Origin of the sequence: Clostridioides sp. ZZV15-6597 (genome assembly GCF_020657815.1) — a bacterium.
Taxonomy (GTDB): Bacteria; Bacillota; Clostridia; order Peptostreptococcales; family Peptostreptococcaceae; genus Clostridioides.
Window position 1 is genome coordinate 1 of sequence record NZ_JAGWCT010000032.1, and the last position, 25,882, is coordinate 25,882.

The following is a 25,882-nucleotide window of genomic DNA, read 5'->3' on the forward strand; positions in this document are numbered from 1 at the left end:
TAAATACATTATACATCATTTGGAAAAAAAATCAATATCTGGACCTGTGATATAAAAAAATTGAAAAAATATTGTTAGTTTTAGTAATATAAAGGAGAATTTAAGAGTTTCTTAAGAATTGTTTAAAGAATTTGCAATAAATTAATGATATGATTATACTATGAAGTAAAATGTCTTTAAATTTTTTAGGTATTAAATCTAAATTATGGGGGTGTAGTATATGAAAAAGAAAAGAGGTTTGATTATAGCTTTTGCATTTTTTCTAGTTTTCGCAAAAATGTTTATTAATATCTCTAGTGGAGAAAATAAAATTATGGCATATGAAATAAGTAAGTATAGAAAAGGTGTGAACGTTCTATCAATAAATAATATTGTAGTAGCAAACAAAAAGTATAGTTTACCTGAAGACTATTCTCCACAAGAAAGTAATGAAGCAAAAGATGCTTTTTATAAAATGAATAAAGATGCTCAAAAAGCAGGATTAAATCTAAAAGCCTTCAGTACATATAGAAGTTACAAATATCAAGAAAAATTATTTAACTCATATGCAGAAAAATATGGTGAGAAGGAAGCAAACAGATTTTCAGCTAAGCCAGGAGAAAGTGAACATCAAACTGGACTTGCATTTGATATTGGAGGAGACGACCAATCTTGTTGGGCAAATAAAAAATTTAATAATACAAAAGAAGCTAAGTGGCTGTATGAAAATGCATATAAGTATGGATTTATACTTAGATATCCAGAGGGAAAAGAAAATATAACAGGATACATGTATGAATCATGGCACTATAGATATGTTGGAACTGAGCACAGTAAAAACTTTGCAATGAACAATCTAACACTAGAAGAATATTTGCATATAGATTAAGCCATAATTTGTTAAATTTAGGTTAAAATAAAAAATAAGCTAGACTATTAATTGTGTAAAGTGTTATAATGTAGATACAATTAAAGATAACTACTCGAAGGGGAGTAGCTTACACGAAAGTGGTAATTAATCGTCAGGACAGTAGAAATACTCGGTTAATTAGCAAGGAATTCCTTGATAGCAAGACCTTCAAAATAAGCATTAAGTATGTTTGTTTTGGGGGCTTTTTTTATTCAAGGAATTTTTTATTTGAAAAATTTCAAATTTCAAGTATACATAAGAGTCCCCAAACATAAAATAAATTTATTAAAGAGGAGGGCAACAAATGTCTTACAAAAGTACTTATCAAGAAATAATTAAAAATTTAGACTCAAGCTTAAATGGTTTGAGCAAAGAAAGAGCAGAAGAGCTATTAGAAAAAAATGGAACTAACGAATTAAAGGAAGCAGATAAGGTTCCTACGTATAAGCTTTTCTTAGAAAGTTTTAAAGACCCACTGGTAATAATTCTATTGATAGCTGCTTTAGTACAAATATTTTTAGGTGAAACTGTAGAGTCCATAATAATTTTTGCAGTTATTATTATCAACTCTGTTTTAGGTGTTGTACAAACAAAAAAAGCAGAAAGTTCATTAGAAAGTTTAAAAAATTTATCTGCACCAAATGCAAAGGTAATAAGAGACAATAAGAAAATGACAATTCCAGCAAAAAATTTAGTAGTTGGAGATATCGTATTTTTAGAAGCTGGTGATTACATACCAGCAGACGGAAGACTTATAGAAGCACAATCATTAAAGGTTGTAGAAGGGATGTTAACTGGTGAATCAGAACCAGTTCTAAAACATACAGAAAAAATAAACGAAGATGTAAGTCTAGGTGACCAAAAAAACATGGTATTTAGTGGTGCTGTAGTAGTTTATGGTAGAGGTTCATTTGTAGTAACTGGAACAGGTATGGAGACTGAAATGGGTAAAATAGCTGGTCTTTTAGAAACTGCCGAAAATAAGTTGACACCATTACAACAAAAAATAGAAGCTTTCAGTAAAAAGCTTGGTGTAGGTATTGTAGTACTTGCACTCTTAATATTTATAATTCAGGTAGCAAGAAATTACATGATGGCTGGGAATGGAGAAATGACACAAATTATTCTCGATTCATTCATGTTTTCTGTAGCTGTAGCAGTAGCAGCAATACCAGAAGCTTTATCATCAATAGTTACTATAGTACTGGCTGTTGGAACAAATAGTATGGCAAAGAAACAAGCTATAATAAGGAAATTACCAGCTGTCGAGACTTTAGGTTCAACAAGTGTTATATGTACTGATAAAACAGGTACTCTTACACAAAATAAAATGACAGTTGTGGACTGTTATATGTATGGAACTAACAATGATGAGCTTAATAAAGAAAATATAAATTATTCTTATCATGCTAAATTGTTGACTATGGTTTCTACATTATGTAATGATTCTCATATAACTAGTGATGGAAAAGAAGTTGGTGACCCAACAGAAGTTGCATTAATAAATTATTCAAGCAAAAACGATTTAGATTATGATAAATTAAGAAGTAAATATATTAGAATAAATGAAATACCATTTGATTCAGATAGAAAGCTTATGTCTACAGTAAATAGTATATATGGAGATTATATAATGTTTACAAAAGGTGCTCCAGATATTGTATTTAGTAGATGTAAATATGCTTTAAAAAATGGTTCAAAAGTAGACATAACAGATGAGATAATAGAAGAATACAAGAAGAAAAATGAAGAGTTTTCAAATAGAGCCCTTAGAGTATTAGCATTTGCAATAAAAGATGTTCCAGAAGAAGGTTTTACACCTTCAATTGATGATGAACATGATATGATATTGGTTGGTATAATAGCAATGATAGACCCACCAAGAGAAGAAGTAATGGATGCAGTAAAAGAAGCGAAGAGTGCTGGTATAAAAACCGTTATGATAACTGGAGACCACAAAACAACAGCAGCAGCAATTGCAAAAGAAATAGGTATAATGGAAGATGGAGATTTAGCACTTACAGGGAAAGAGTTAGATGCATTAAGTGAAGAAGAATTAAATAAAAAATTAGAAGATATAAGTGTATATGCCAGAGTTTCTCCAGAAAACAAAATTCGTATAGTAAAAGCATGGCAACATAAGAATAACATAACTGCTATGACTGGTGATGGTGTCAATGATGCACCAGCTTTAAAACAAGCAGATATAGGTATAGGTATGGGAAGTGGTACTGATGTAGCAAAAGATGCTTCTGCTATGGTATTAGTTGATGATAACTTTGCAAGTATAGTAAATGCTGTTGAAGTTGGTAGAACAGTATATAGCAATATAATAAAAGCAATAACTTATTTATTTGCAGGAAACTTGGGTGCCATAGTGGCTATCTTATTTGCAGTATTTTCAGGATGGTCAAATCCATTTACAGCTTTACAACTTTTATTTATAAACCTAGTAAATGACTCTTTACCAGCAATAGCATTAGGGTTTGAAAAATCAGAAAAAAATATAATGAATAAACCTCCTAGACATCCAGATGAAAGTATATTGGCAGGAGGAACATTAAAAGCAGTGGCTATAAGAGGGTGTATAATTGGTATAGTTACAATAATTGCACAATATATAGGGCTACAAGTATCACCAGAACTTGGTGTAGCGATGGCATTTTCAACTTTAATATTAGCGAGAATAATGCAAACATTGCCTGCACGTTCTAATAATCAGACAATAGTAAAACTAGGCTTTTTTAGTAATAAATATGTTATAGGAGCAGTTTTAATATGTTTTGGACTTTACTCTTTAACATTAATGCCAGTTTTGAGAGGAATATTCTCTATTCCAACAGTATTTGGTTTATATGAATTAGGAATTTGTTTAGGTTTAGCATTACTTTCATCAATATTGATGGAACTTAATAAATTAATGAATAGAAATACTGTAAAATAATTAAAAATACTAAAACTAAAGGGACATATTGATAAAATCAATATGTCCCTTATATATAGTTAGATTTATTCTAAGTTATCGATTATTTGGAATGCTTTTATAACTTCAGGAAGTTCTTTTTCTTCAGGCATTCTAAATCTTATAAAGTTTTTATCAAGTCCAGTAAAATCGCTACCAGATATAACTCTTATTTTTAATTTTGCAAATTCTTGTTGTAAATCTATATCTTTGTTTTTATGTTCAACTGTCATTATAGATACAGTATCACTAGTCTCAGCTATGTTAAGGTTTTTCCATGGAATCAATAGTTGATTTTTTATAGCTTTTGTTTTTTCTTTTAATTCTTCTATAAATTGAACATCGTCTAATAAATTAGCTGCAATACTACGAGAGATTTCAGATATTTCGTAAGGAGTAGAAATCTTTTTAATAGGATTAACAAGTTGTTCAGGAAGGACTGCATATCCTGCTCTTAGTCCTGCTAAACCAAAACCTTTTGAGAATGTTTTTAAAACAATTACATTGTCATAATCATTTAAAAGTTTTACAGCTGAATTTTCTTTTGGCATATATTCACCATAAGCCTCATCTACCATAACAGCTATACCATATTTTTCTGCCTCTTTTACTATATTTTCAATTGATGATAGAGGTATAATTTGTCCAGTAGGATTATTTGGATTATCTATGTAAATTACTTTATATTCTGAATTTATTTTTTCAATAAATTCTTTTTCATTAAATTTGAAGTTATTTTCTTTCTTTAAAAGAACATAGTCATAAGTAGCACCATGCATTTTTATGTCTGTTTCGTATTCTGAAAATTGAGGTGAACATCCTAAAACTTTATCTCCTTTTTCAATAAATAATCTATTTAAAAGATAAATAACATGTATAGAACCATCAGCTAGACAAATTCTATCAGTAGTTAGTGTTGTAAAGTCTTTCCAATAATCAACTATATTGTCTTTTAGACTAATTGAATGCGGGTATCCTCTTATCATATCAAATTCTAAAGCATTAAAAGCTTCCACAGCTTTATTTGAGAAAGATACTGTGTTTATACCTTCGCCACAATCTATCTCGAATACATTTTCGCAATGACCAGATTCTATGGCATAACTTTTTTTCAACTGCATTTCAATAGCTTTGTTAATTTTTAATTTCATAGTTTATCACTCCTTATTTAGTCAATAATAAATGTTAAAAAAGTTGCTAGATTTAAAATATTGTGAAAATACATAATAGTAAAAACGAATATAAATATTATAATAGCTCACTTTATTTAATATGATTATATATCATATATTGTAAAATTTCTAGCGTTATAAGACTATAAATTGAAAATATTCAGAAAAATACTACAAGAAACGATTTATTTTGCTTTGATATGGAGGTATAGGAATGTTATTAATTTTATAAATTGGAATAGTTTAAGTGTAAAGTTATGATATAATTTAATAAGGGTAATTCTTTAAATTAGATTAAGGAAATATAAGTATACAATAAAATGTTATGGAGTTGGATGATGGGATATAAATTGATTGTAACAGATATGGATGGAACTTTATTGGGGAATAACCATAAAGTTACTGATGAAAATAAAACTGCACTACAAAAAGTTATTAAAAGTGGTATTAATGTAACTTTAGCAACAGGAAGAGCTTTCGATTCAGCTAAATGCAATGTAGATTTTCTTAAAGAAGATATGCCAATAATAGCTTGTAATGGTTCATTGATAAGGGAACAAAATGGAAATATAATATATTCAAATAAAATTGATACAAAAACATGTCTAGATATTTTAGATGTGCTAGACAAATACAATATTTACTATCAATGTAATAGTATAGATTCTATGCTTTCAAAAAAAATAGAAGGACGTGAAGATAGAATAAGTGTGTTTTTGGGTTCTGAAACAGAAGTCATTGTAAGAGATGATTTAAGAGAAGAGATTTCTAAAAATGACATATTAAAGTTTGTAATAATAGAAGAAAAAAATCCAGCTATTTTAGACGAAATAAGAAAAGAATTAAAAAAAGTTCAAGGCATAAAAATAACTTCTTCTTGGCCAAATAATATTGAAGTTATGAATATTGGTGTTGATAAAGGCAATGCGGTTAAAATTTTAGCTGAAAAAATGAACATAGATAGAGAAGATATAATTGCATTTGGAGATAATTACAATGATATAGAAATGATAAAATTTGCTGGTCTTGGTGTAGCTATGGGAAATGCAGAAGAATTGATTAAACAAGAGGCCGATTATGTGACAGACAGCAACCAAGAGAGTGGAGTTGCAAAAGCAATTTATAAGTTTTTTGAGTTAGAAGAGTCACTTAGTTCTTAAAAAGGGCATTTAAAGGAAAAAATAGGTTGACTATTTTATAGATAGTAATTATAATACAAATAGGTAAAATATAAAAATTTAGATTCAGTGAAGAAGAGAGTAGATATAAAGCAAGTCTCAGCGAGTTAGGGATGGTGTAAGCCTAATGATAATACTTTATATTGAAGAGAGCTTTGGAGAATATTACTTGAAATTCAGTATGGTAATAGGTAATCTCGCCTTAAGAGAATAGAGTGGGTAAACATTGTTTATCAACTAGAGTGGTAACACGGAATATTTCGTCTCTTGGTCTTTTTGACCAAGAGATTTTTTATTTTTAGCTAAAGTAAAAATATTACAATTAAAATATAAAAAATTAAAATATGAGGTGAAAAATATGAAATTATGGGGTGGACGCTTTAGAAAAGCTGAAAATCAACTTATGGAAGAATTTAATAAATCTTTTGGGTATGACTGTGCGCTGTACAAAAAAGATATTGAAGGAAGTATAGCACATGTCTATATGCAAGTAAAATGTGGGCTTTTAACAGATGAAGAGGGAAAAGCTATAACAGAAGGTCTAAATGGAATACTTGAAGATATTGAAAATGGAAAATTGGCATTAGATGGAGATTATGAAGATATACATAGTTTTACTGAGATAAACTTAATTCAAAGAATAGGTGATGTTGGGAAGAAACTTCATACAGCACGTAGTAGAAATGACCAAGTTGCAGTTGATATGAGATTATATGCGAAAGAAAAGGCAAGCGATTTAGTGGAGTTAATATCTGGATTTAAAGAAACTATAAAAGATGTTGCTGATAAAAATTCAGTAATGATGCCAGGATATACTCATCTTCAAAGAGCACAAGTGGTAACTTTTAAACATCACCTGATGGCATATTATAGTATGTTTGATAGAGATGAAAAAAGAATAAAAAATGCTATAGAGATATTGGACGAGTCACCTTTAGGTTGTGGAGCTTTGGCAGGAACTACACATGATATAGATAGAAATATAACTTGTGAGCAATTAGGGTTTAAAAAAGTTGTAGATAATTTTATGGATGGTGTAAGTGATAGAGACTATTTATTAGAACTAATGAGTGATTTTTCAATTATAATGATGCATTTAAGTAGACTTAGTGAAGAATTGATACTTTGGAGTTCACAAGAATTTGGGTTTGTTGAAATAGATGATTTATATACTACTGGAAGCAGTATAATGCCTCAAAAGAAAAATCCTGATGGTGCAGAACTTATAAGAGGTAAGACTGGTAGAGTATATGGAAATTTATTTGGTCTTTTTACAGTGATGAAAGGTATACCACTAGCTTATAATAAAGATATGCAAGAAGATAAGGAAGGATTCTTTGATAGTGTACACACTCTTGAAATGTGTATACAAATAATGGAAAGAATGATAGCTACATTAAAGGTAAATGAAGATAAAATGAAACAAGCAGTTAAAAATGGTTTTTTAAATGCCACAGAAGTTGCTGACTATCTAGTTAAAAATAATGTTGCCTTTAGAGATGCACATGGAATAGTTGGAAGTATTGTGATATATTGTGAAGACAATAAAAAAGCAATAGAAGATTTAACACTAGAAGAATTACATAAGTTTTCAGCTGTATTTAAGGAAGATATTTATGACTTTATCGATTATGAAAGTATATTAAACAAAGGAATAAAAAAGAATTTAAAATAATAGTAATAGATTAAGTTTTTAAAAGCTGTGAATTTGATGAGTGATATCATCAAATTTCACAGCTTTTTATTATATAAAACATTATTTATAATGCAATATCAATAACTTTTTAGTGTCAATAAATTTAAATTTATTAACACTGAAAAGTTACTAAAAATAAAACCTTCTATTATTAAAATGATAATTAATATCAATAAGTGTTGACAAATTTATTTCTAGATATTATTATATATAATATAAATAATAATGAAAATCAATATCAAATAAGGCGGGAGGCAGTCTAATGAACTTATTAGTGATTGGTGGCCATGAAAGAATGGAAAAAGATTATATGGTTATGGCCAAGAAAAAAGGTTATAAAACAAAAGTATACACTACTATGTCATCTAAATTAAATAACTCTATAGGAAAACCTGATGCCGTTGTTATACTTACATCAACAGTTTCACATAAGATGTCTAGAACAGTTGAGTCTCAGGCTAAAAAACAAGATATATTAATCGTAAGACATAAAAATAGTAGTAAAGTAGCATTTAATGAATGTCTAGATATGGTTGATGAATGTCTAGGAAACTGTTCAAAATGTAAACTTAATGATAAGCAAAAACAGAAAAATACATAAATATATAATTTAATAAGTTTGAGAATACATACTCAATATAAATTGAGTGTGTAAAATAAAGTGTGTATTCTTCCAAAAAGTTGTGATAATTAAAATATCACAATATAGAAGGAAGGAGCACATTTTTAATTTTTAACAAAACTAAAATGTTAAAGAGATTATGGAAGAATATGATAAAAATATTATTTTAATTATTTTTAAGTTAAGTACATTTTTAGTAAAATAAGAAAATATAAATAAAAACACATTTACTTAATTTTTGTAGAATTAATTGTCAATTTTTTATTTAAATGGTAGAATATTCATGGATGGTATCTTGTTATAAGAACTATACTTTAAATGTTTTTAATTATTTTGTCTTATATAACTCATATCTTCATGAATGAGATTGGAAATTAAGATGTTGTATCACAAGTTGGAGGTGATACTATTAAAATAGGATTTATTGGTTCTGGAAAAGTTGGTACATCTTTAGCAAATTATTTTTTGTCAAAAGATTATTGTGTAACAGGCTTTTATGGAAGAAATCAATTATCTTTATTAGAATCAACAGATTTAACAAAAACAAAGATTTATAGTAACTTGAAAGACATTATTTATGAAAATGATATATTATTTATTACAACATCAGATGATTCTATTGAAATCATAGACAAAAAACTTTCCAAATTTAATTTAAAACATAAATACATTTGCCACACAAGTGGTTCTTTAAAATCTAGTATATTGTTCTGTTCAAAAAAAGCAGGTGCATTAATTTATTCTGTCCATCCTATATTTGCATTTTCCAATAAAAATACTGATATTAAAAAAATGAAAGACATTTGTTTTTCCATAGAAGGTGATAATGAAAAAGATGATTTATTTATTCAAAATTTTATAAATAGCTTAGGAAATCAGTTTTTTATAAGAGATAAAAATACTTCATCCACTTATCATGTAGCTAATGTTTTAGTTTCAAATTTAGTGTTATCTTTACTAGATGTAGGAGTAAGTTACTTTATTAAATTGGGTTTATCTGAAGAAGAAGCTTTAAAAGCTATAAATCCTTTGGTCAAAATAAATATAGAAAACATACTTGATAATGGATTTACTAAATCCCTTACTGGACCTGTTGTTCGTGGGGATATAACACCAATAAAAAAACATTTATCAGCATTAGATAAAAAAGATGAAGATATTTACAAAATACTCTCCTTAAATCTACTAAAAATAATTGCCTTGGAAAATGAAGATTCATTAAAATGTACAAAAAATATTTCTATAGAAAATGCAGTCGAAAATTTAATAAGTAAATCTGAAAAATACAAAGAGATTTACAAAATTTTAGGAGGAAAAAACAATGAAAAATACTATACTGACTTTTAAAAATGCTAAAAGTGAAGGAAGGAAGCTGTCTATGCTTACAGCTTATGATTACTCAATGGCAAAAATAATGGATGAATGTAACATAAATGGTATTTTAATAGGAGATTCATTAGGAATGGTAGTAAAAGGTGAAGAAAACACTCTATCTGTTACTATAGATGAAATTATATATCACACAAAAGCTGTAAAAAATGGTGCAAAAAATGCCTTAATCGTAAGTGATATGCCATTTCTATCTTACCATGTTTCTATAGAAGATGCTGTTAAAAATGCTGGCAGACTTGTAAAAGAAGGTGGGGCACATGCTGTAAAATTAGAGGGTGGCTCAAACGTTATAGAACAAATAAAAAACATTGTAAATGCTCAAATACCTGTAATGGGCCATTTAGGACTAACACCTCAATCTGTAAATTCATTTGGTGGATTTAAGGTTCAAGGAAATACTAGTGAAACAGCAAAACAACTTATTGAAGATGCTAAATTAATAGAAAAAGCAGGAGCCTTTTCTATTGTCCTTGAAGGAGTTCCTGCTAAAATAGCTGAGATGGTGACTAATTCTATTTCAATTCCTACAATAGGGATAGGAGCAGGAATTAATTGTGATGGTCAAATTTTAGTTTATCAAGATATGTTGGGGATGTTTGGAGATTTTGTACCTAAATTTGTAAAGCAATACGCAAATATAGGAGATATAATGAAAGATTCAATTAAAAATTACATACTAGAAGTTGAAACTGGTGCATTTCCACAAGAAAAGCATAGCTTTTCAATAAATGAATCTGAATTAGAAAAATTATACTAAGATTAAGGATGGTACAAAATGCTTATAAAAGAAATAAAATCACTAAGGAATATAGTTAAAGATTGGAAAAAAGCTGGCTATTCTATAGGCCTTGTTCCTACTATGGGATTTTTACATGAAGGACATCAAAGCCTTATCAAAAAAGCTGTAAAAGAAAATGATAAGGTAGTAGTAAGTGTATTTGTAAATCCAACTCAGTTTGGACCAAACGAAGATTTTAACAGCTATCCGAGAGATATAGAAAAAGATTTTAAATACTGTATAGATAGTGGTGCATCAGTAGTCTTTAATCCATCATCAGAAGAAATGTATTTGAAAGGCCATTGTACTACCATAAATGTGTCTGGACTTACAGATTTTCTTTGTGGTTCTAAAAGACCTGTTCATTTTGGTGGTGTCTGTCTAGTTGTTTCAAAACTTCTGAATATAGTAACTCCTGATAAAGCTTATTTTGGAGAGAAAGATGCTCAACAACTAGCAGTAATTAAAAGGATGGTTAAAGATTTGAATATAGACACAAAAATAATAGGTTGCCCTATAGTTCGTGAAAATGATGGTTTAGCAAAAAGCTCAAGAAATACATATCTTTCAAAAGAAGAAAGAAAAACTGCTTTAGTTTTAAATGAAAGTTTAAGCTTAGCAAAAAAAGAACTGGCAAAAGGAAATCTAGATGTAAAAAAAATAAAAGAATTAATAACATCTAAAATAAATTCTGAAGATTCAACAAAAATAGATTATGTTGAAATTGTAGATAGTGAGACATTACAACCTGTTGAACATATAGAAAATTCTGTACTTGTAGCAAGTGCTGTTTTCATAGGAAAAACTAGATTAATTGATAACTTTACATTTCAATTTGATATATAGGCTGTTATTTTATACAGTATAGATGATTTAAAAAATGATATTTTATAAAAAGGAAAATTTAAAAATCAGATTCGTTTAAGATTATGATTAGTTGTAATTATATGGGGATGTCTCAAAATAAAAATTTGGGTATCTCCTTTTTTGTATAAAAAAAGAAAAGAGGTTCTTAAGAACCCCTAATCTATTTCTAATTAAATTTTTTTATTTTAGAATTTATATTTTCAATTTAAAAACTTTAAAAATCAAATAAATATATCGTCTATTTTTATAATAAGAAATACACTTAAGTTTTATCATTAATAATTGTTATTTTCTCATATTTCTTTTTCCTCTAGACTTTTTTTTATTATTCTTTTTAATATTTGAAGCTATTATAAATATAACTAAGAGTACTAAAATAGCTATAATAATTTTAATAAAAATCATCAAAGTTTTATTTTCAGTTATAAATGGAAGACTACTATCAAGATTGTTTTTAGCAACTAAATCTATACTCTTTTCTAGTTTACCACTATTATATATATTTAAAATACCAACCTTAGTACCTTTTTTTACAGGCAAATCAATTTTATCTAGTTCAGTTTTAGTATTGTAGTCACCTTGAGATTCATTTTGTCCTAAAGTTATCTTATAACTATGTTTTGGTTCATAAATTAATTCATGCTGTTTTGTAAATAATACTTTTTTAGTATCAGTATATTTTTCTTTATCAACAATAGTAGCACATTTAAAATTATCAAATCCATAATCAATTAAGATGCGTGAATCTAAATATAAATCGTAATTAGTTGAATTAAATACAGCAGCAATGACTCTTCTTCCATCTTTTACTGCACTAGATAAAAGACATTTACCAGCAGCATCAGTATATCCTGTTTTTATGCCATCAACTATGTCGTATTTTATATCTATAGATTGACCTTTATATGTAATCTTATCATGTGATGTTAAAAATTTATTAGTATTTACAAAATATCTTTCATAAGGGTATGCTTTTGTAGCATCAAACTTAAGTGACTTAGTTTTTACAATTTGTCTAAAAACATCATTATTCATAGCTTCTCTAGCCATAAGAGCCATATCATGAGCTGTAGTGTAATGATTTGGGTCTGGTAATCCATGAGGATTGTTAAAATGAGTGCCAGTAGCTCCAATATTTTTTGCCTCAGAATTCATAAGGTCAACAAATTTTTGTACATCTCCTCCACCAACATATCTAGCTAATACAAATGCAGCATCATTAGAAGAATGAATTAAAAGAGCGTTTAATAATTGTCTTACAGTGAAAGCTTCTCCTTCTTTCAGGTACATACTAGAACCCTCTATCTGAGGTAGGTTTTTAATTTCTATTACTTGATTTAAATCCTTAACCTTTTTCAAAACTAAACAAGCTGTCCATGCCTTAGTTGTTGAAGCTGGATAAAGCTTAGAATCTCCAGATTTATTATATAATATTTTTCCAGTTTCATAGTCCATTAAAACGGCATGTTTGGCAACTATAGCTGGTTCATCATCTGCAAAAGATATATCAGAACTTCCTAAAAATGAAGCAAATATCAAGAAACAGATTAATAAAAGTGATAAATTTCTTTTCATTGTGAGCCTCCAAAATTTAAATTCATCTTTTAGTATAGCATATTTTTGTCAATAATTAAAATAAAGGAGTGATTAATATATGAAAAAAAAGGTAAAAATTATTTTGTTTTCCATCATATGTTTTTTAACATTATCAGCAATAATCATTAATCGGCTAGATATCTTTAAAGAAGATATTTATGTTGTAAGTAAAAATAATTCACATAATGAAAAAACAGATAAGGTAGACAAAATAGTTAAAAATGAAGGTAATCAGCATAATAAAGATGAGGGGAAAATAGATAAAAATATTCAAATTAATAAAATAACTATATACATAAGTGGAGCAGTAAATAGACCGGGGATTGTAACTATAGAATCAGATAAGAGACTTTATGATGCTGTAGAATTATTAGGTGGAACAACAAAAGAAGCTGATTTAAATGGAATTAATTTATCACTAAAGTTAGAAGATGAACAACATTACATAATACCTAAAATAGGAGAAACAATATCTGTTACAAGTAGTAGTGATTCTAATAAATTAAGTCTAAAAAAAGAACCTAAAAATGAATCTGAAAGTAAAAATAGTAAAAATCTATCTGATAAATCAAAAATAAATATAAATACAGCGACATTAGAAGAACTGGATGCTTTACCTGGAATTGGAGAGGCTACAGCTAATAAAATTTTACAACATAGAGAAGAAAATGGACAGTTTGCTTCAATTGAAGATATAAAAAATGTGAATGGTATAGGAGATAAAAAATACGAAAATCTAAAAGATTTAATTTGTACAGACTAAAAATATAATACAAAACTCACTTATAGATATGGTATTATAAATATGTATGTATATGTGTGTATATGTGGAAATTTAGTAAAGGAGGTACTTTTATGAAGAAGGAACAAAAAAAACTTACAGAGATGACAACAGCAGGTGGATGAGCAGCTAAAATAGGGCCAGAGGTTCTGGCATCAGTTTTATCTCAACTGCCTAAAAATGATAATATAGAAAATTTATTAGTAGGATTAGATACAGCAGATGATGCTGCTGTGTATAAATTAAATGATGATATGGCACTTATTCAAACACTGGATTTCTTTACACCAATGGTAGATGACCCGTTTGTGTTTGGTCAAATTGCTGCATCAAATTCACTATCAGATGTATATGCTATGGGAGGAAAGCCTTTAGTTGCAATGAATATTGTTTGTTTTCCATCATGTCATGATATGGATGTACTTGCAGAAATATTAAAAGGTGGATTTGATAAGGTAAAAGAAAGTGGTGCCCTATTAGTTGGAGGTCATACTGTAGATGACCAAGAACCTAAATATGGTCTTTCAGTTTCTGGAATTGTAAATCCAAATAAAGTTTTATCAAATGCCACTGCAAAGCCTGGTGACAAGTTAGTTATAACAAAGCCAATCGGTGTGGGTGTATTAAATACAGCCATGAAAGAAGGTATGGTAGAACAACATATATGTGATAAAGTAGTAGAAATAATGATACATTTAAATAAATATGCAGCAATGAGTTTTGATAGAATTGATGTAAATTCAGTTACAGATATCACTGGATTTGGTTTACTTGGGCATGCCTTAGAAATGGCTAAAGCTTCTGAGGTAAGTCTTGAAATTGATTCAAAGCATGTTCCAATTATCGAGGGTGCTATAGAAATGGCAGAAATGGGAATCATACCTGCTGGAATGTATAAAAACATGCATTATGTATCAAAGGATGTAGAAGTTGTAGGAGATGTAAAAGTTGCAGTTCAAGATATTCTATATGACCCACAAACTTCTGGAGGGTTATTGATTTCTGTAAAAGAAGAACTAGCAGAAGAGCTTGTAAGAGATATGAAGTTAAATGGAGCAATAGAAGCAAAAATCATAGGTTCTGTAGTGACAAAAGGGGAAAAATATATTACAGTTTTATAAAATATTATATATAGAGAAAGAGTGATTATTTTGAGCAAAAGAGAATTATTTGCAATGTTACCTTCAGTTGATGAAGTATTAAGTGATAATAGAATAGTAGAAATAATAGAGGAATATCCTAGAAGTTTAGTTTTAGAATCTGTAAGAGAAGTGATAGATTTTAAGAGACAATTTATATTAAGATTAAAAGAAGATGCATCTAATTCTGTAACAATAGAATTTGATGAAATAATAGAATCTTCAATAGAGAGAGTTAAATTAAATTACTCATTATCATTAAAAAAAGTTATAAATGCAACTGGTACAGTTATTCATACAAACTTGGGGAGGTCTTTACTTAGTGAAGATATAAAAGATGAATTATGGTGTGCTGCTTCAAGATATTCAAACTTAGAATATGATTTGGATAATGGAGAAAGAGGCTCAAGATATTCTCATTTAACTAATACAATAAAAAGACTTACTGGTGCAGAAGATGTACTAGTTGTTAATAATAATGCAGCAGCAGTGCTTCTTGTACTTAGTACAATGGCCAAAGGAGGAGAAGCAATTGTATCACGTGGAGAGCTAGTAGAAGTAGGAGGTTCTTTCCGAATTCCAAGTATAATGGCTCTTAGTGGTGCAGAATTAGTGGAAATAGGTTCAACTAATAAGACACACTTAAAAGATTATAAAGAAGCTATTACAGAAGAAACTAATGTATTGATGAAAGTTCATACAAGTAACTATAGAATTATGGGATTTACAGAGAGTGTATCTATAGAAGAGCTAGTTAATTTGGGTAAAAAATATAAGTTACCTGTAATAGAAGACTTAGGAAGTGGAGTATTTATAGATTTATCAAAATATGGATTATCTTATGAACCAACTGTATTAGATTCTATAAGACAAGGTGCGGATGTAGTTACTTTTAGTGGAGATAAAATGCTTGGTGGACCACAAGCAGGTATTATAGTTGGGAAAAAAGAGTATATAGAAAAAATGAAGAAAAATCAACTTACTAGAGCTCTTAGGGTCGATAAGCTTACAATATGTGCCCTTGAAGCAACTTTAAGAATGTACCTAGATGAAACAAAAGCTGTGGAAAACATACCTACTTTAAAAATGTTGACATATACCATTGAAGAATTAGAAGCAAAGGCAAACAAATTATTTGAAAAAATAACTACCTTGAATCTAAATGCTAAAATAAACATAGAAGATGGATTTTCTCAGGTGGGAGGAGGGTCTATGCCTCTTGAAACGATAGCCACAAAGGTAATAACAATAACTCCTGAGCATATGAATGTTTCGTATTTAGAAAAAAAATTAAGACTCAGTGAAGCTCATATAATAGCTAGAGTATATGATAATAAATATGTTTTAGATGTAAGAACTATATTTGATGATGAATTTGATGTAGTAGTTGAGGAATTAAGAAAAGCCTTTAATTAACTAAATTTGAGATAGTAATACTGTTAATTTTAATTGAAAATTAGAAGCATTTAAGCTTTGATAGGGGGCAAAAAATGAAAAACGTAGTAATTGGAACAGCAGGTCATATAGACCATGGAAAAACAACTCTTATAAAAGCATTGACTGGAAGAGAAACTGATACATTAGACGAAGAAAAAAAGAGAGGTATATCAATAAATCTAGGGTTTACTTATTTTGATTTACCAAATAATAGAAGAGCTGGTATCGTAGATGTACCAGGACATGAAAAATTTATAAAAAACATGCTAGCTGGAGCATCAGGACTTGATATAGTTTTACTTGTTGTAGCAGCAGATGAGGGCGTTATGCCACAGACAGTTGAACACTTAGATATTTTAAGTTTTTTAAATATAAAAAATGGAATAGTAGTTTTGACTAAATCTGATACTGTAGACGAAGAATTTAGAGAACTAGTAAAAGAAGATATTTGTGAAAAAATAAAAGGTACTTTTCTTGAAAGTGCAGAAATAATTGAAGTTGATTCTGTATCTAAAAAAGGAATAAATACTCTTATTGAAAAAATAGATAAGATGAGTGAGGCAATAGAAGATAAAAACGAAAATTCTCCAGCAAGACTTAATATAGATAGAGTATTTTCTATAAAGGGATTTGGTACTGTAATAACAGGTACCTTAATAGAAGGAAAGATAAGTATAGAGGATGATTTGGTTATATATCCACAAGTATTAAAAACAAAGATAAGAAGTATACAAGTTCATGGGGAAAATAAAGATACAGCTTATGCAGGACAAAGGACAGCAATCAACATATCAAATGTAAAGGTAGATGATATAAAAAGAGGAGATGTCTTGGCGGCTCCAAATTCATTAGAAGAATCAATGATGTTAGATGTAAGATTATCATTAGTAAATCATTTAGAAAAAGGGATAAGACATTGGGATAGATTGAGATTGTATCATGGTACTAGAGAAATACTTTGTAGAGCAGTTCCACTAGATAAAGATTTAATTGAAAATGGAGAGAATGGATATGTTCAGCTAAGACTTGAAGAAAGTATAGTATCTAAGAAGGGTGATACTTTTGTTGTCAGACGCTATTCTCCAATGGAAACTATAGGTGGAGGTGTGATAATTGACCCATCTCCTAAAAAGCATAAGAGATTTGATGAAAAAGCTATAGAGGCATTAAAAATAAAAGAAAAAGGTGAACTTAAAGATATAATAGAAGAATACTTAAAGAGAAACCTAAAAAATTATCCAAATATAAAAGCAATAATGAGCTATAGTGGTGCTCATGAAGAACATGTAAAAAGAGCTATTGAGATACTTATATCAGAAAATAAAGTATTGCCTATTGGAAACATGTACATGCATATAAATCAATATAATAAACTGAAGGAAAGCACGATAAATCTTTTAAGTGAGTACCATAAGAAGTATAGATTGAGAAAAGGTATGTTAAAAGAAGAAGTAAGGTCCAAGGTAGAAAGTAATTTTAAGACTAGAGAAATGGATATTTTACTAGAAAAATTATCTACAGAAAATATTATAAAAATAGAAAATAATATAATATCATTATTTGATTTTGAAGTTATCTTAAATGACAAACAAAGAGAAATAGCAAAAAAAATAGAAAAAAGGCTAAAATCATGTGGAGTTTCTTCAATATTGACAATAGATGAAGTTTCTGAAGGAAATCATAACTATGCTGAAGTATTAGAGTCAATGATAGGTAACAAAGTAGAGAAATTGGATGATTTGTATATAATGGATAAAGATATTTATGAAGATGCAAAGAATACTTTAATAAATTATATAAAAGAAAATAAGGAAATAACACTAGGAGAATACAGAGATTTGATAGATTCTAGTAGAAAAAATTGTATGATTATATTAGAAAACTTTGATAGAAATAAAATAACTAAGAGAATAGAAAACAAAAGAATTTTGTTTTAGCGGAAAATGTCTGTTTTTGCTTTGAGGTATAAAGAAGGAATTATAATGTCGAGTATCGTATAAATTAATTAGTATAAAATATTAATTAAGAGGAAGTGTAAAGTATTGAAGAATATAATACCTGCTGTGAAACCAGATATAAAAGAAAGAGAAGACATGAGCCTTTTATTTATAATAATGGGCTCAGTGCTTTTGTTATTTATTATAAAAGATACAAATAAATATGAAATTTTACTGCATGCTGTATATGCTACATTCTTAATAGCTACAGGGATGATTATATTTAATACTACAAAATTTAAGGTAGATTCATTTTCTACATTTTTGGGGTTAGTATTTGCAGCAACTGGAGTATTGGAGTGTATATATTTATTTAATTGTTTAGGTGCTAGAGAAGAAGTTATAATTGGAACTAACATTACAATATCAGCAATAACAGATTTATTTCCTATACTAGGTGTGTATTTAAGTTTTAAATTTGTTAAGGATAATAAACAAATTCATTCGAGCATAATTTTATTTGTAGTAGCTGTAGTTTTGACAACATCATCTTTATTCATAATATCTGGAATTTGTAACTCTTTAGACAGAGGGACATTACACTATACCTTAGGGGTTGTTACATCTATATTTATGATAATTGCCTCTATTATGAGTGGAATTGAACTAAACTCAAGTTCAAACGTAAATAAATGGGAATATAGTGAAAAAAAGTTTTTTAATAGAATAATAATAATAACAATCTTATCAAGAGTTCCAAATTTACTACATATAGTAATTGGTAATAGGCATATAGAAGGTATGTTATCACAAATAATAATAAATGTATCATTATACTATTTATATAATTATATAGTATCTAAGAATATTAAGAAAACAGCATTGGAATTACATGATACAAATGAAGAATTAACAATAAAAACGGAAAGTTTGAAAGAAAAAAACAAAAAATTAATATATGAAACAGAAAAAATAGAAGAACTTAAAGAAATACTTATAAAAAGAGAATTACGATTACAGTCTACTTTAGATGTTGCTGTAAATAGTATAGTTGTGTTTAGTAAGGATGGAGAAATTACATATGCAAATAAAAGTTTTAGAAATATTTTTGGAGATTATAAAGAACAAGGTAAATTAAGTAATAAAGTTAAAAATTTTAATGACTTAATAGAAAGCATTAATTATGTATTTATCAATAAAAAAAATATAGAAAAATTTATTGATACAAGTGATAATAAGGTTTACCAAGCTATATTTGCTCCTTTAATCATAGCTACACAAATAGAAGGAGTCTTATGTGTATTAAAGGATAAAACTAAGAAAAAGGAATATGAACGAAAATTTATTGAAGCAAATAAGAGAAGTGAAGACTTTTTAGAAAGTGTTGGAGATGGTATAGTAGTACTTGAAGGTAGTAATAAAATATATGTAAATAATGCATGTAGACAAATATTTAAAGAGACGTTAGAAAATATCGATTTTTCATCAATATGTAAAAGTGAAGAAAGTATAGAAAAAAGGTATGTAATAGAGGGTGAAGTAAAATATGTAGAGATGAGTTTTTCTCATTATAATAATGAAGGAACTTATAAAACTATTATTGTAATACGTGATACAACTTCTCGAAAGATATCACAAATAAAACTTGAAGAAAGTCAATCATCTTATTCAAGATTTATAGATATACTACCTGATGGTATATGCTTGTTAAGAGAAGACTTAAGTGTAAATTATGCAAATAAGTCATTTTTAGATATGCTATCTTTTACAAGTATAGATGATGTAAAAGATTCTAATATTAAGATATTAATGAATGCAAATACTGAAGAAAAAATAAAATTTACTGAAAATATGACTAAAGTTTTAAATGAAAATAAAAGTATACTTCTACTAGAATATGAATTAATAAATAATTATGATGATATAGTAGAAGTAGAATTAAGTGCATTACCTTTTGCGATATATAACACTAGATATATAATGCTTATTATAAAAGATTTAGCACATAAAAAATACTCTGAACAAGCTGAAAAAGAGTTGCTTGAAAGATTTAAAACAGATAAAATAAAAACTGAGTTTTTCGCAAATATGTCTCATGAGTTAAAAACACCATTAAATGTTATATCAAGTTCAAATCAATTGGTAGATTCTTTTTATAGAAGCGAAAAAATAAAAGACTATAATAATAATATTAAATCTCATGTTGATTTAGTTAGACAAAGTTCCTATAGACTTCAAAGATTGATAAATAATATTATAGATTTGACAAAGATGGAGTCAGGGTTTTATACACTTAAACTTGCAAAATACAATATTGTATCTGTAATAGAAGATTTGTTTATGAATATAGAAGAGTATGCAAGTAGAAAAGATATAAGAATTCTATTTGATACAGAGCTTGAAGAAATCAATGTTTATGTAGACAAGGCTGAAATTGAGAGAATTATGCTAAATCTATTATCAAACTGTATTAAATTTACTGATAATGGAGGATGGATATATGTAAACATTTATTATAAAATAGATAAAGTAATCATAAGTGTTAAAGATACTGGCGTTGGTATACCTCAAGATAAATTGGAGTTGATTTTTGAAGAGTTTTCACAAGTTGACAAGACTTTATCTAGAAACACTGAAGGAAGTGGAATAGGACTTGCTATAGTTAAGAACCTAGTAAGTCTTCATGGTGGAGATATAGAAGTAATAAGTGAAGTTAATAAGGGTACAGAATTCTTAATTTCACTGCCAATGAAAAGTTTTAGTAATGAGTACTATACAGAAGATAAGAGAATATATAATCTTCAGGAAAAAATAAAAATAGAATTTTCTGATATATATTATTAAAAATTTATTATAATTGTAAAAATAACATATTCTATATTTAGTATAGTATACTATAAAAGCTAGACTATCATAAAAAGGAGTTTTTATGTTAGTCTAGCTTTTGTTAAAGTTAAATGTATTTTGTATCTATATGTGGGAGCATATAATTTCTAAATTACCTTCAAATCCAAAATCTCCAAAGCTATTTGGTAATATAAAATGCATACCTTTTTTTAAATCATATTCTATAGAATTGTGTATCAATTTACCAGCTCCATCAAGTACACTGTACAAAGAAAAAGGTGTGTTGTGAGTAAAATTACATTTTCCAAAAATGTCTAATTTATAAACACTAAAAAATTCATTTGATACAAATGTTGTACATTTAAAGCTTGGTGTTGATACAGTTTTATAATCAGTATCAAAATTTGTATGAGGGACATTTGTAACTTCTATTGATTTTTGAACATGAAGTTCACGTTTATTTCCTAAGTTATCGGTTCTATCATAATCATAAACTCTATAAGTGGTATCTGAATTTTGTTGAGTTTCTAAAATTAATGTTCCTTTACATATAGCATGTATAGTTCCGCTTGGAACATAGAAAAAGTCACCTTTTTTTATATTAACTTTTCTAAGCAGTTTGTCCCACTCATTATTATTTATCATTTCTATAAATTCTTCACGAGATTTTGCATTGTGACCTATTATAATTTCTGCATCCTCAGAACAGTCTATTACATACCAACACTCTGTTTTACCTAATTCTCCATTTTCATTTTTTTGAGCATATTCATCATTTGGATGAACTTGAACCGATAAATTGTCATTGGCATCTAGTATTTTTGTAAGTAAAGGGAATTTATCTCCAGGTGTATTACCAAACAATTCTCTATTTTTCTCCCATAATTCAGATAGCTTTTTATCTTTATATTCTCCATTCTCTATCAGACAATCTCCATTTTTATGAGAACTTATAGCCCAACATTCACCTGTTGTTGGTGATTTTATCTCATAGTTAAATTTATCTCTAAGTGCAGTGCCACCCCATATTCTATCCATAAAAATAGGTTTTAAAAATAATGGTTCCATAATATTGTTCCTCCTATGATATTAAATTTATCCTACAAATAATTATATATAAATAGATTATAAAATCAATAGTAAAAAAGTTTTGTCCCTTGAAATGACATAAAGTATAAGGAGTTATGAAACAAGATAAACTATGATATATAATATAAAGGTTTAAATTGGAGTGATAATCATGGAGAGATTTAAAGAAGAAAATCAAAAATATAAAAAAGAATTCTTGAAATTGTTGGAGGCATGGGTAAGTATACCTTCCTTTTATGATAAAAATACTGTATCTAAAGATATGCCTTTTGGAAAAGGTGTATATGATGCATTAAACTGGTTTGAAAATTTAGGTAGAGAAAACAATTTCACTGTTAAAAATATAGATAATCATGCTGTTTATATTGAATATGGAGATGGTAAAGATTATATAGATATATTTGGACATTGTGATGTTGTAAATCCAGGAGAAGGATGGGATAGTGAGCCATTTAAGCTAGATATTATAGGTGATAAATTAGTTGCTAGAGGTGTTTCAGATAATAAGGGTCCTATGATAGCAAATTTTTTGGCATTAAAAATGATAAAAAGTCTAAATATAGATTTAAAGAGAAAAGTTAGATTAATTGCTGGAGGAAATGAAGAAAGTGGATTTAAGTGCATAAAGCACTATTATAGCAAAGAACCACATGGTGTATATGGATTTACCCCAGATGCTAAATTTCCTGTACTAAATGGAGAAAAGGGTGGAGCAATAATAAAGCTAATGCTGGATATAGATGATAAATATCTAGATTTAAGTGGTGGAATAGAGTTTAATACAATTCCAGATAAAGTGTATATAAAAAATATTAAAAATTTAAGTAATGACTATATAAATTTTGATTTTAATAATGTTTCAATAAGTTTTAATGATGGTAAGTATATTGTGAATGGGAAAGGTGGACACTCATCTAAACCTGAAAAAGCAATAAATCCCATATTAGATACAATTAAAGTTTTAGCAGAAAATCTTGATGAAGATTGGGCAAAAGACTTGTATAAGCTAATAAATAAAGATAATATAGATGGAAAACTGTTTGGCTTAAATGTTGAAGGGAAATGTGGAATTCTATCAATGGTTCCGACAATAATAAATATAAAAGATGGAAAGCTTGAAGTAATTTTAAGTGTTAGATATCCTGAAGTATTGACAGTTGAAGAGATAATAGAAAAATTTGATTTGTATATAAAAAGAAATAATATTAATAAATTTGAGTTTATTGGGGAAAATTTAAAGCAAGCAAATTATATAGATGAGAATTCAAAACTTGTAGAGAGTTTACATGAGATATATGTAAAGTATTCTGGAGACTCAAAAAGTGTTGTTAGAGTAACCAGTGCAGGAAGCTATGCAGCTGAAATGAAGAACTCAGTAATATTTGGGTGTGAATTTCCTGATGGTAGTTTTGGAAATGTTCATAGTGCAAATGAATTTGCCAGCTTAGATAGATTTATAACTGCGATAGGTATCTATGCGGAGGCAATAGTTACATTATGTAATAATATATAAATACAAAATGTCCCTTATATAGACATATTATATATACAATTAAAATTTTATTTGATATATAATTGAAATCAAAGAGAAGGTGATACAATGATAACTAAGAAACATGCAGTAATAGTAAAAAGTTTAAGCAATAAAGATGGATATATGACATCAAATGAACTAGCTATTAAATTAGATGTATCTACTAAAACTATTAAAAGATATATAGCAGATTTAAATGGTATTTTGAGTAAGTATGATTTAGAAATCGATTCTTCAAGAGGCATAGGATATAAGTTAAGTGGCTCTAAAACTAACATAGCAAAGGCTGTTAAAGAAGCAAATAAATATATAAATGGTTTCTTGGATGATTCTGAAGAAGCAAGGATATCAAATATAATATGTATGCTGATTAACAGAAATTATATGAGTATAGAAGTAATGGCAGAAGAATTAAATCTAAGTATAGCAGCCATAAATAAATTGTCTAGTAAGCTTAAAAGAAAACTTGAAAAGTATGACTTAGTTATAAAATCTAAACCTTATTATGGAAGCTATATATATGGTGAAGAAATTAATATAAGACAGTTGATTACTGATTATGCAATAAAGTTGGATGAGAAGAGTAAAATCAAAGTATTTTTGGATGATATCAGTGAAAACGATATAAATTGCATAGAAAGTATTTTAGAAAAGCATTTAAGAGAAAAAGAAACAATAATTTCAGATAAAGATTTTAATCTTTTACTTTCAAAAATAATAGTTTCTGTGTTTAGAAGTAAGAGAGGTCATAGTAAAAATATAAATTTAATAGATACAGGATATAGATTTCATAATTACAGTTTTATAGAAAAGCTTATGAAAGAAATATCTGATAAGGTTGGATTTAAACTTATTGAAGATGAAGTAATTTATATTTCAAATTATTCTGGTGTAATAGCATATAGAGGTGCACAGGGAATAAAAAATGCAAGTGAAATTGAAGAAAGAATAAGTTGTGTTATAAGTAGTGCTCTTCAAGATATACTACTTATCTCAGGAAGTGATTATACAAAAGATGAAGAGTTTATGATAGCGATATCTGACCATATAAAGAGGTTTTTAAATAGAGCAAAAGCTAATATAAAATCTAATAATCCACTACTTCATCAAATAAAAGAGAAATTTCCAATAGCTTTTAACTTAGCTGTGTTTTTATCAAATAAGATAGAAACTGAATTTAATTTAAAATTAGATGAGGATGAACTTGGATATATAGCTATTCATTTTGCTGCTTCAAATGAAAGAATGAAAAAAAATACAAGTAAGAAAATTTGTATAGTTTGTCACTATGGTATAGGTACAGGTCAGCTTCTTTCTGAAAAATTAAAGCAAAATATAAGTGATTTAAATGTTGTAGGTGTTTATCCATTTAGATATCTTGATATGGCAATAAGTCAAGATGTTGATTTGGTAGTATCGACGGTTGAATTAAAAGGATATGAAAAGCCAGTACTATATATAGAAAATATTTTTGATGATAGCGTAATTGAAAACGTAAACAAAGCCTTTTATGAAAAGGAAGAAAGAAGAAAAATAATAAGTAATATGTTTGATGAAAGAGCTTTTTTCAGTATAAAAGCAAATACAAAAGAAGAAGTTATACTTTCGCTTTCAAACAAGTTAAAAGAAAGAGACTTTATAGAAGAAAGTTCAATAAAAAGCATAATAGAAAGAGAAAATATTTCATCAACTGAAATAGGAAATCTAGTAGCTATACCTCACACAATAGTGAAGGGAGATAAAAAATCTATAATCGGAGTTGGAATACTTGAAAATCCAATAATTTGGGATAAACAAGAAGTTCAACTAGTATTTATGGTATTTTTTAATACTAAAGAAAAACATAATTTTTCAATATTTAAATACCTTTACAATTTTATAAAAGATGAGGGTGGTGTAAGAGGAATTATTAAAATATGTGACTTTGATAAATTAATGGCACTAATAGGTAATTAAGGAGGAAATT

At 27.8% G+C, this 25,882-nt stretch carries 18 protein-coding genes and 1 other annotated feature; of the genes, 15 read left to right on the top strand and 3 right to left on the bottom strand.

Annotated features, from left to right (window positions below):
* Positions 1-220 precede the first annotated feature (220 nt).
* On the top strand, positions 221-868 hold the full coding sequence (locus KGF52_RS09250) for a M15 family metallopeptidase (protein WP_227839949.1): 648 nt from the start codon (positions 221-223) through the stop codon (positions 866-868).
* A gap of 325 nt (positions 869-1,193) precedes the next feature.
* Positions 1,194-3,833, top strand: coding sequence for a cation-translocating P-type ATPase (locus KGF52_RS09255; RefSeq protein WP_227839951.1), 2,640 nt, complete (start codon positions 1,194-1,196; stop codon positions 3,831-3,833).
* Between the two features lie 65 nt (positions 3,834-3,898).
* Here the strand turns inward: KGF52_RS09255 and KGF52_RS09260 are convergent, their stop codons facing one another.
* Positions 3,899-5,002 carry a pyridoxal phosphate-dependent aminotransferase gene (locus tag KGF52_RS09260; RefSeq protein WP_227839953.1) on the bottom strand — a complete coding sequence of 368 codons (1,104 nt, stop codon included), beginning with the start codon at positions 5,000-5,002 and terminating at the stop codon, positions 3,899-3,901.
* A gap of 359 nt (positions 5,003-5,361) precedes the next feature.
* On the opposite strand from KGF52_RS09260, the gene KGF52_RS09265 reads away from it, so the two are divergent.
* From KGF52_RS09265 to panC, 6 genes are all read left to right on the top strand, one after another.
* A complete protein-coding gene (locus KGF52_RS09265; protein WP_227828169.1) occupies positions 5,362-6,183 on the top strand; it encodes a Cof-type HAD-IIB family hydrolase in 822 nt (273 codons plus the stop codon).
* A gap of 78 nt (positions 6,184-6,261) precedes the next feature.
* Positions 6,262-6,472: a binding site (T-box leader), on the top strand.
* A gap of 87 nt (positions 6,473-6,559) precedes the next feature.
* Positions 6,560-7,876 (top strand): argininosuccinate lyase, encoded by a 1,317-nt coding sequence (argH, locus tag KGF52_RS09270; RefSeq protein WP_227839955.1) that lies wholly within the window; start codon positions 6,560-6,562, stop codon positions 7,874-7,876.
* Between the two features lie 283 nt (positions 7,877-8,159).
* Positions 8,160-8,498 (top strand): DUF2325 domain-containing protein, encoded by a 339-nt coding sequence (locus KGF52_RS09275; protein WP_021385441.1) that lies wholly within the window; start codon positions 8,160-8,162, stop codon positions 8,496-8,498.
* Positions 8,499-8,927: 429 nt separating this feature from the next.
* Positions 8,928-9,866: a DUF2520 domain-containing protein gene (locus KGF52_RS09280; protein WP_227850128.1), complete on the top strand. Its 939-nt coding sequence runs from the start codon at positions 8,928-8,930 to the stop codon at positions 9,864-9,866.
* Positions 9,841-10,668 carry a 3-methyl-2-oxobutanoate hydroxymethyltransferase gene (panB, locus tag KGF52_RS09285; RefSeq protein ID WP_227828171.1) on the top strand — a complete coding sequence of 276 codons (828 nt, stop codon included), beginning with the start codon at positions 9,841-9,843 and terminating at the stop codon, positions 10,666-10,668. The genes KGF52_RS09280 and panB overlap by 26 nt, the downstream gene beginning before the upstream one ends.
* Positions 10,669-10,686: 18 nt before the next feature.
* Positions 10,687-11,535 carry a pantoate--beta-alanine ligase gene (gene panC / locus KGF52_RS09290; RefSeq protein WP_227828172.1) on the top strand — a complete coding sequence of 283 codons (849 nt, stop codon included), beginning with the start codon at positions 10,687-10,689 and terminating at the stop codon, positions 11,533-11,535.
* A 306-nt stretch (positions 11,536-11,841) separates the two neighbouring features.
* On the opposite strand, the gene KGF52_RS09295 is transcribed toward panC, so the two are convergent.
* Complete coding sequence (locus KGF52_RS09295) at positions 11,842-13,131, bottom strand: D-alanyl-D-alanine carboxypeptidase family protein (RefSeq protein ID WP_227839958.1); 1,290 nt, start codon at positions 13,129-13,131, stop codon at positions 11,842-11,844.
* 79 nt (positions 13,132-13,210) lie between these two features.
* On the opposite strand from KGF52_RS09295, the gene KGF52_RS09300 reads away from it, so the two are divergent.
* The 5 genes from KGF52_RS09300 to KGF52_RS09320 all read left to right on the top strand — a co-directional run bounded on the left by KGF52_RS09300 (position 13,211) and on the right by KGF52_RS09320 (position 21,290).
* Positions 13,211-13,915 carry a DUF655 domain-containing protein gene (locus tag KGF52_RS09300; RefSeq protein WP_227828174.1) on the top strand — a complete coding sequence of 235 codons (705 nt, stop codon included), beginning with the start codon at positions 13,211-13,213 and terminating at the stop codon, positions 13,913-13,915.
* A gap of 92 nt (positions 13,916-14,007) precedes the next feature.
* Entirely contained in the window at positions 14,008-15,054 is a 1,047-nt protein-coding gene (gene selD, locus KGF52_RS09305) for a selenide, water dikinase SelD (RefSeq protein ID WP_227839960.1), read from the top strand.
* Between the two features lie 54 nt (positions 15,055-15,108).
* A complete protein-coding gene (gene selA, locus KGF52_RS09310) occupies positions 15,109-16,488 on the top strand; it encodes an L-seryl-tRNA(Sec) selenium transferase (protein ID WP_227839986.1) in 1,380 nt (459 codons plus the stop codon).
* 74 nt (positions 16,489-16,562) lie between these two features.
* Positions 16,563-18,446, top strand: coding sequence for a selenocysteine-specific translation elongation factor (gene selB / locus KGF52_RS09315; protein WP_227839962.1), 1,884 nt, complete (start codon positions 16,563-16,565; stop codon positions 18,444-18,446).
* Between the two features lie 105 nt (positions 18,447-18,551).
* Positions 18,552-21,290, top strand: a complete 2,739-nt coding sequence (locus KGF52_RS09320) for an ATP-binding protein (protein ID WP_227839964.1) — start codon at positions 18,552-18,554, stop codon at positions 21,288-21,290.
* Positions 21,291-21,416: 126 nt separating this feature from the next.
* On the opposite strand, the gene manA is transcribed toward KGF52_RS09320, so the two are convergent.
* Positions 21,417-22,361, bottom strand: a complete 945-nt coding sequence (manA, locus tag KGF52_RS09325; protein ID WP_227828177.1) for a mannose-6-phosphate isomerase, class I — start codon at positions 22,359-22,361, stop codon at positions 21,417-21,419.
* 172 nt (positions 22,362-22,533) lie between these two features.
* On the opposite strand from manA, the gene KGF52_RS09330 reads away from it, so the two are divergent.
* Both KGF52_RS09330 and KGF52_RS09335 read left to right on the top strand, forming a co-directional pair.
* Positions 22,534-23,895 carry a Sapep family Mn(2+)-dependent dipeptidase gene (locus tag KGF52_RS09330; protein WP_227839966.1) on the top strand — a complete coding sequence of 454 codons (1,362 nt, stop codon included), beginning with the start codon at positions 22,534-22,536 and terminating at the stop codon, positions 23,893-23,895.
* Positions 23,896-23,982: 87 nt separating this feature from the next.
* On the top strand, positions 23,983-25,872 hold the full coding sequence (locus KGF52_RS09335) for a PTS sugar transporter subunit IIA (protein WP_227839972.1): 1,890 nt from the start codon (positions 23,983-23,985) through the stop codon (positions 25,870-25,872).
* The last annotated feature ends 10 nt before the right edge of the window (positions 25,873-25,882 follow it).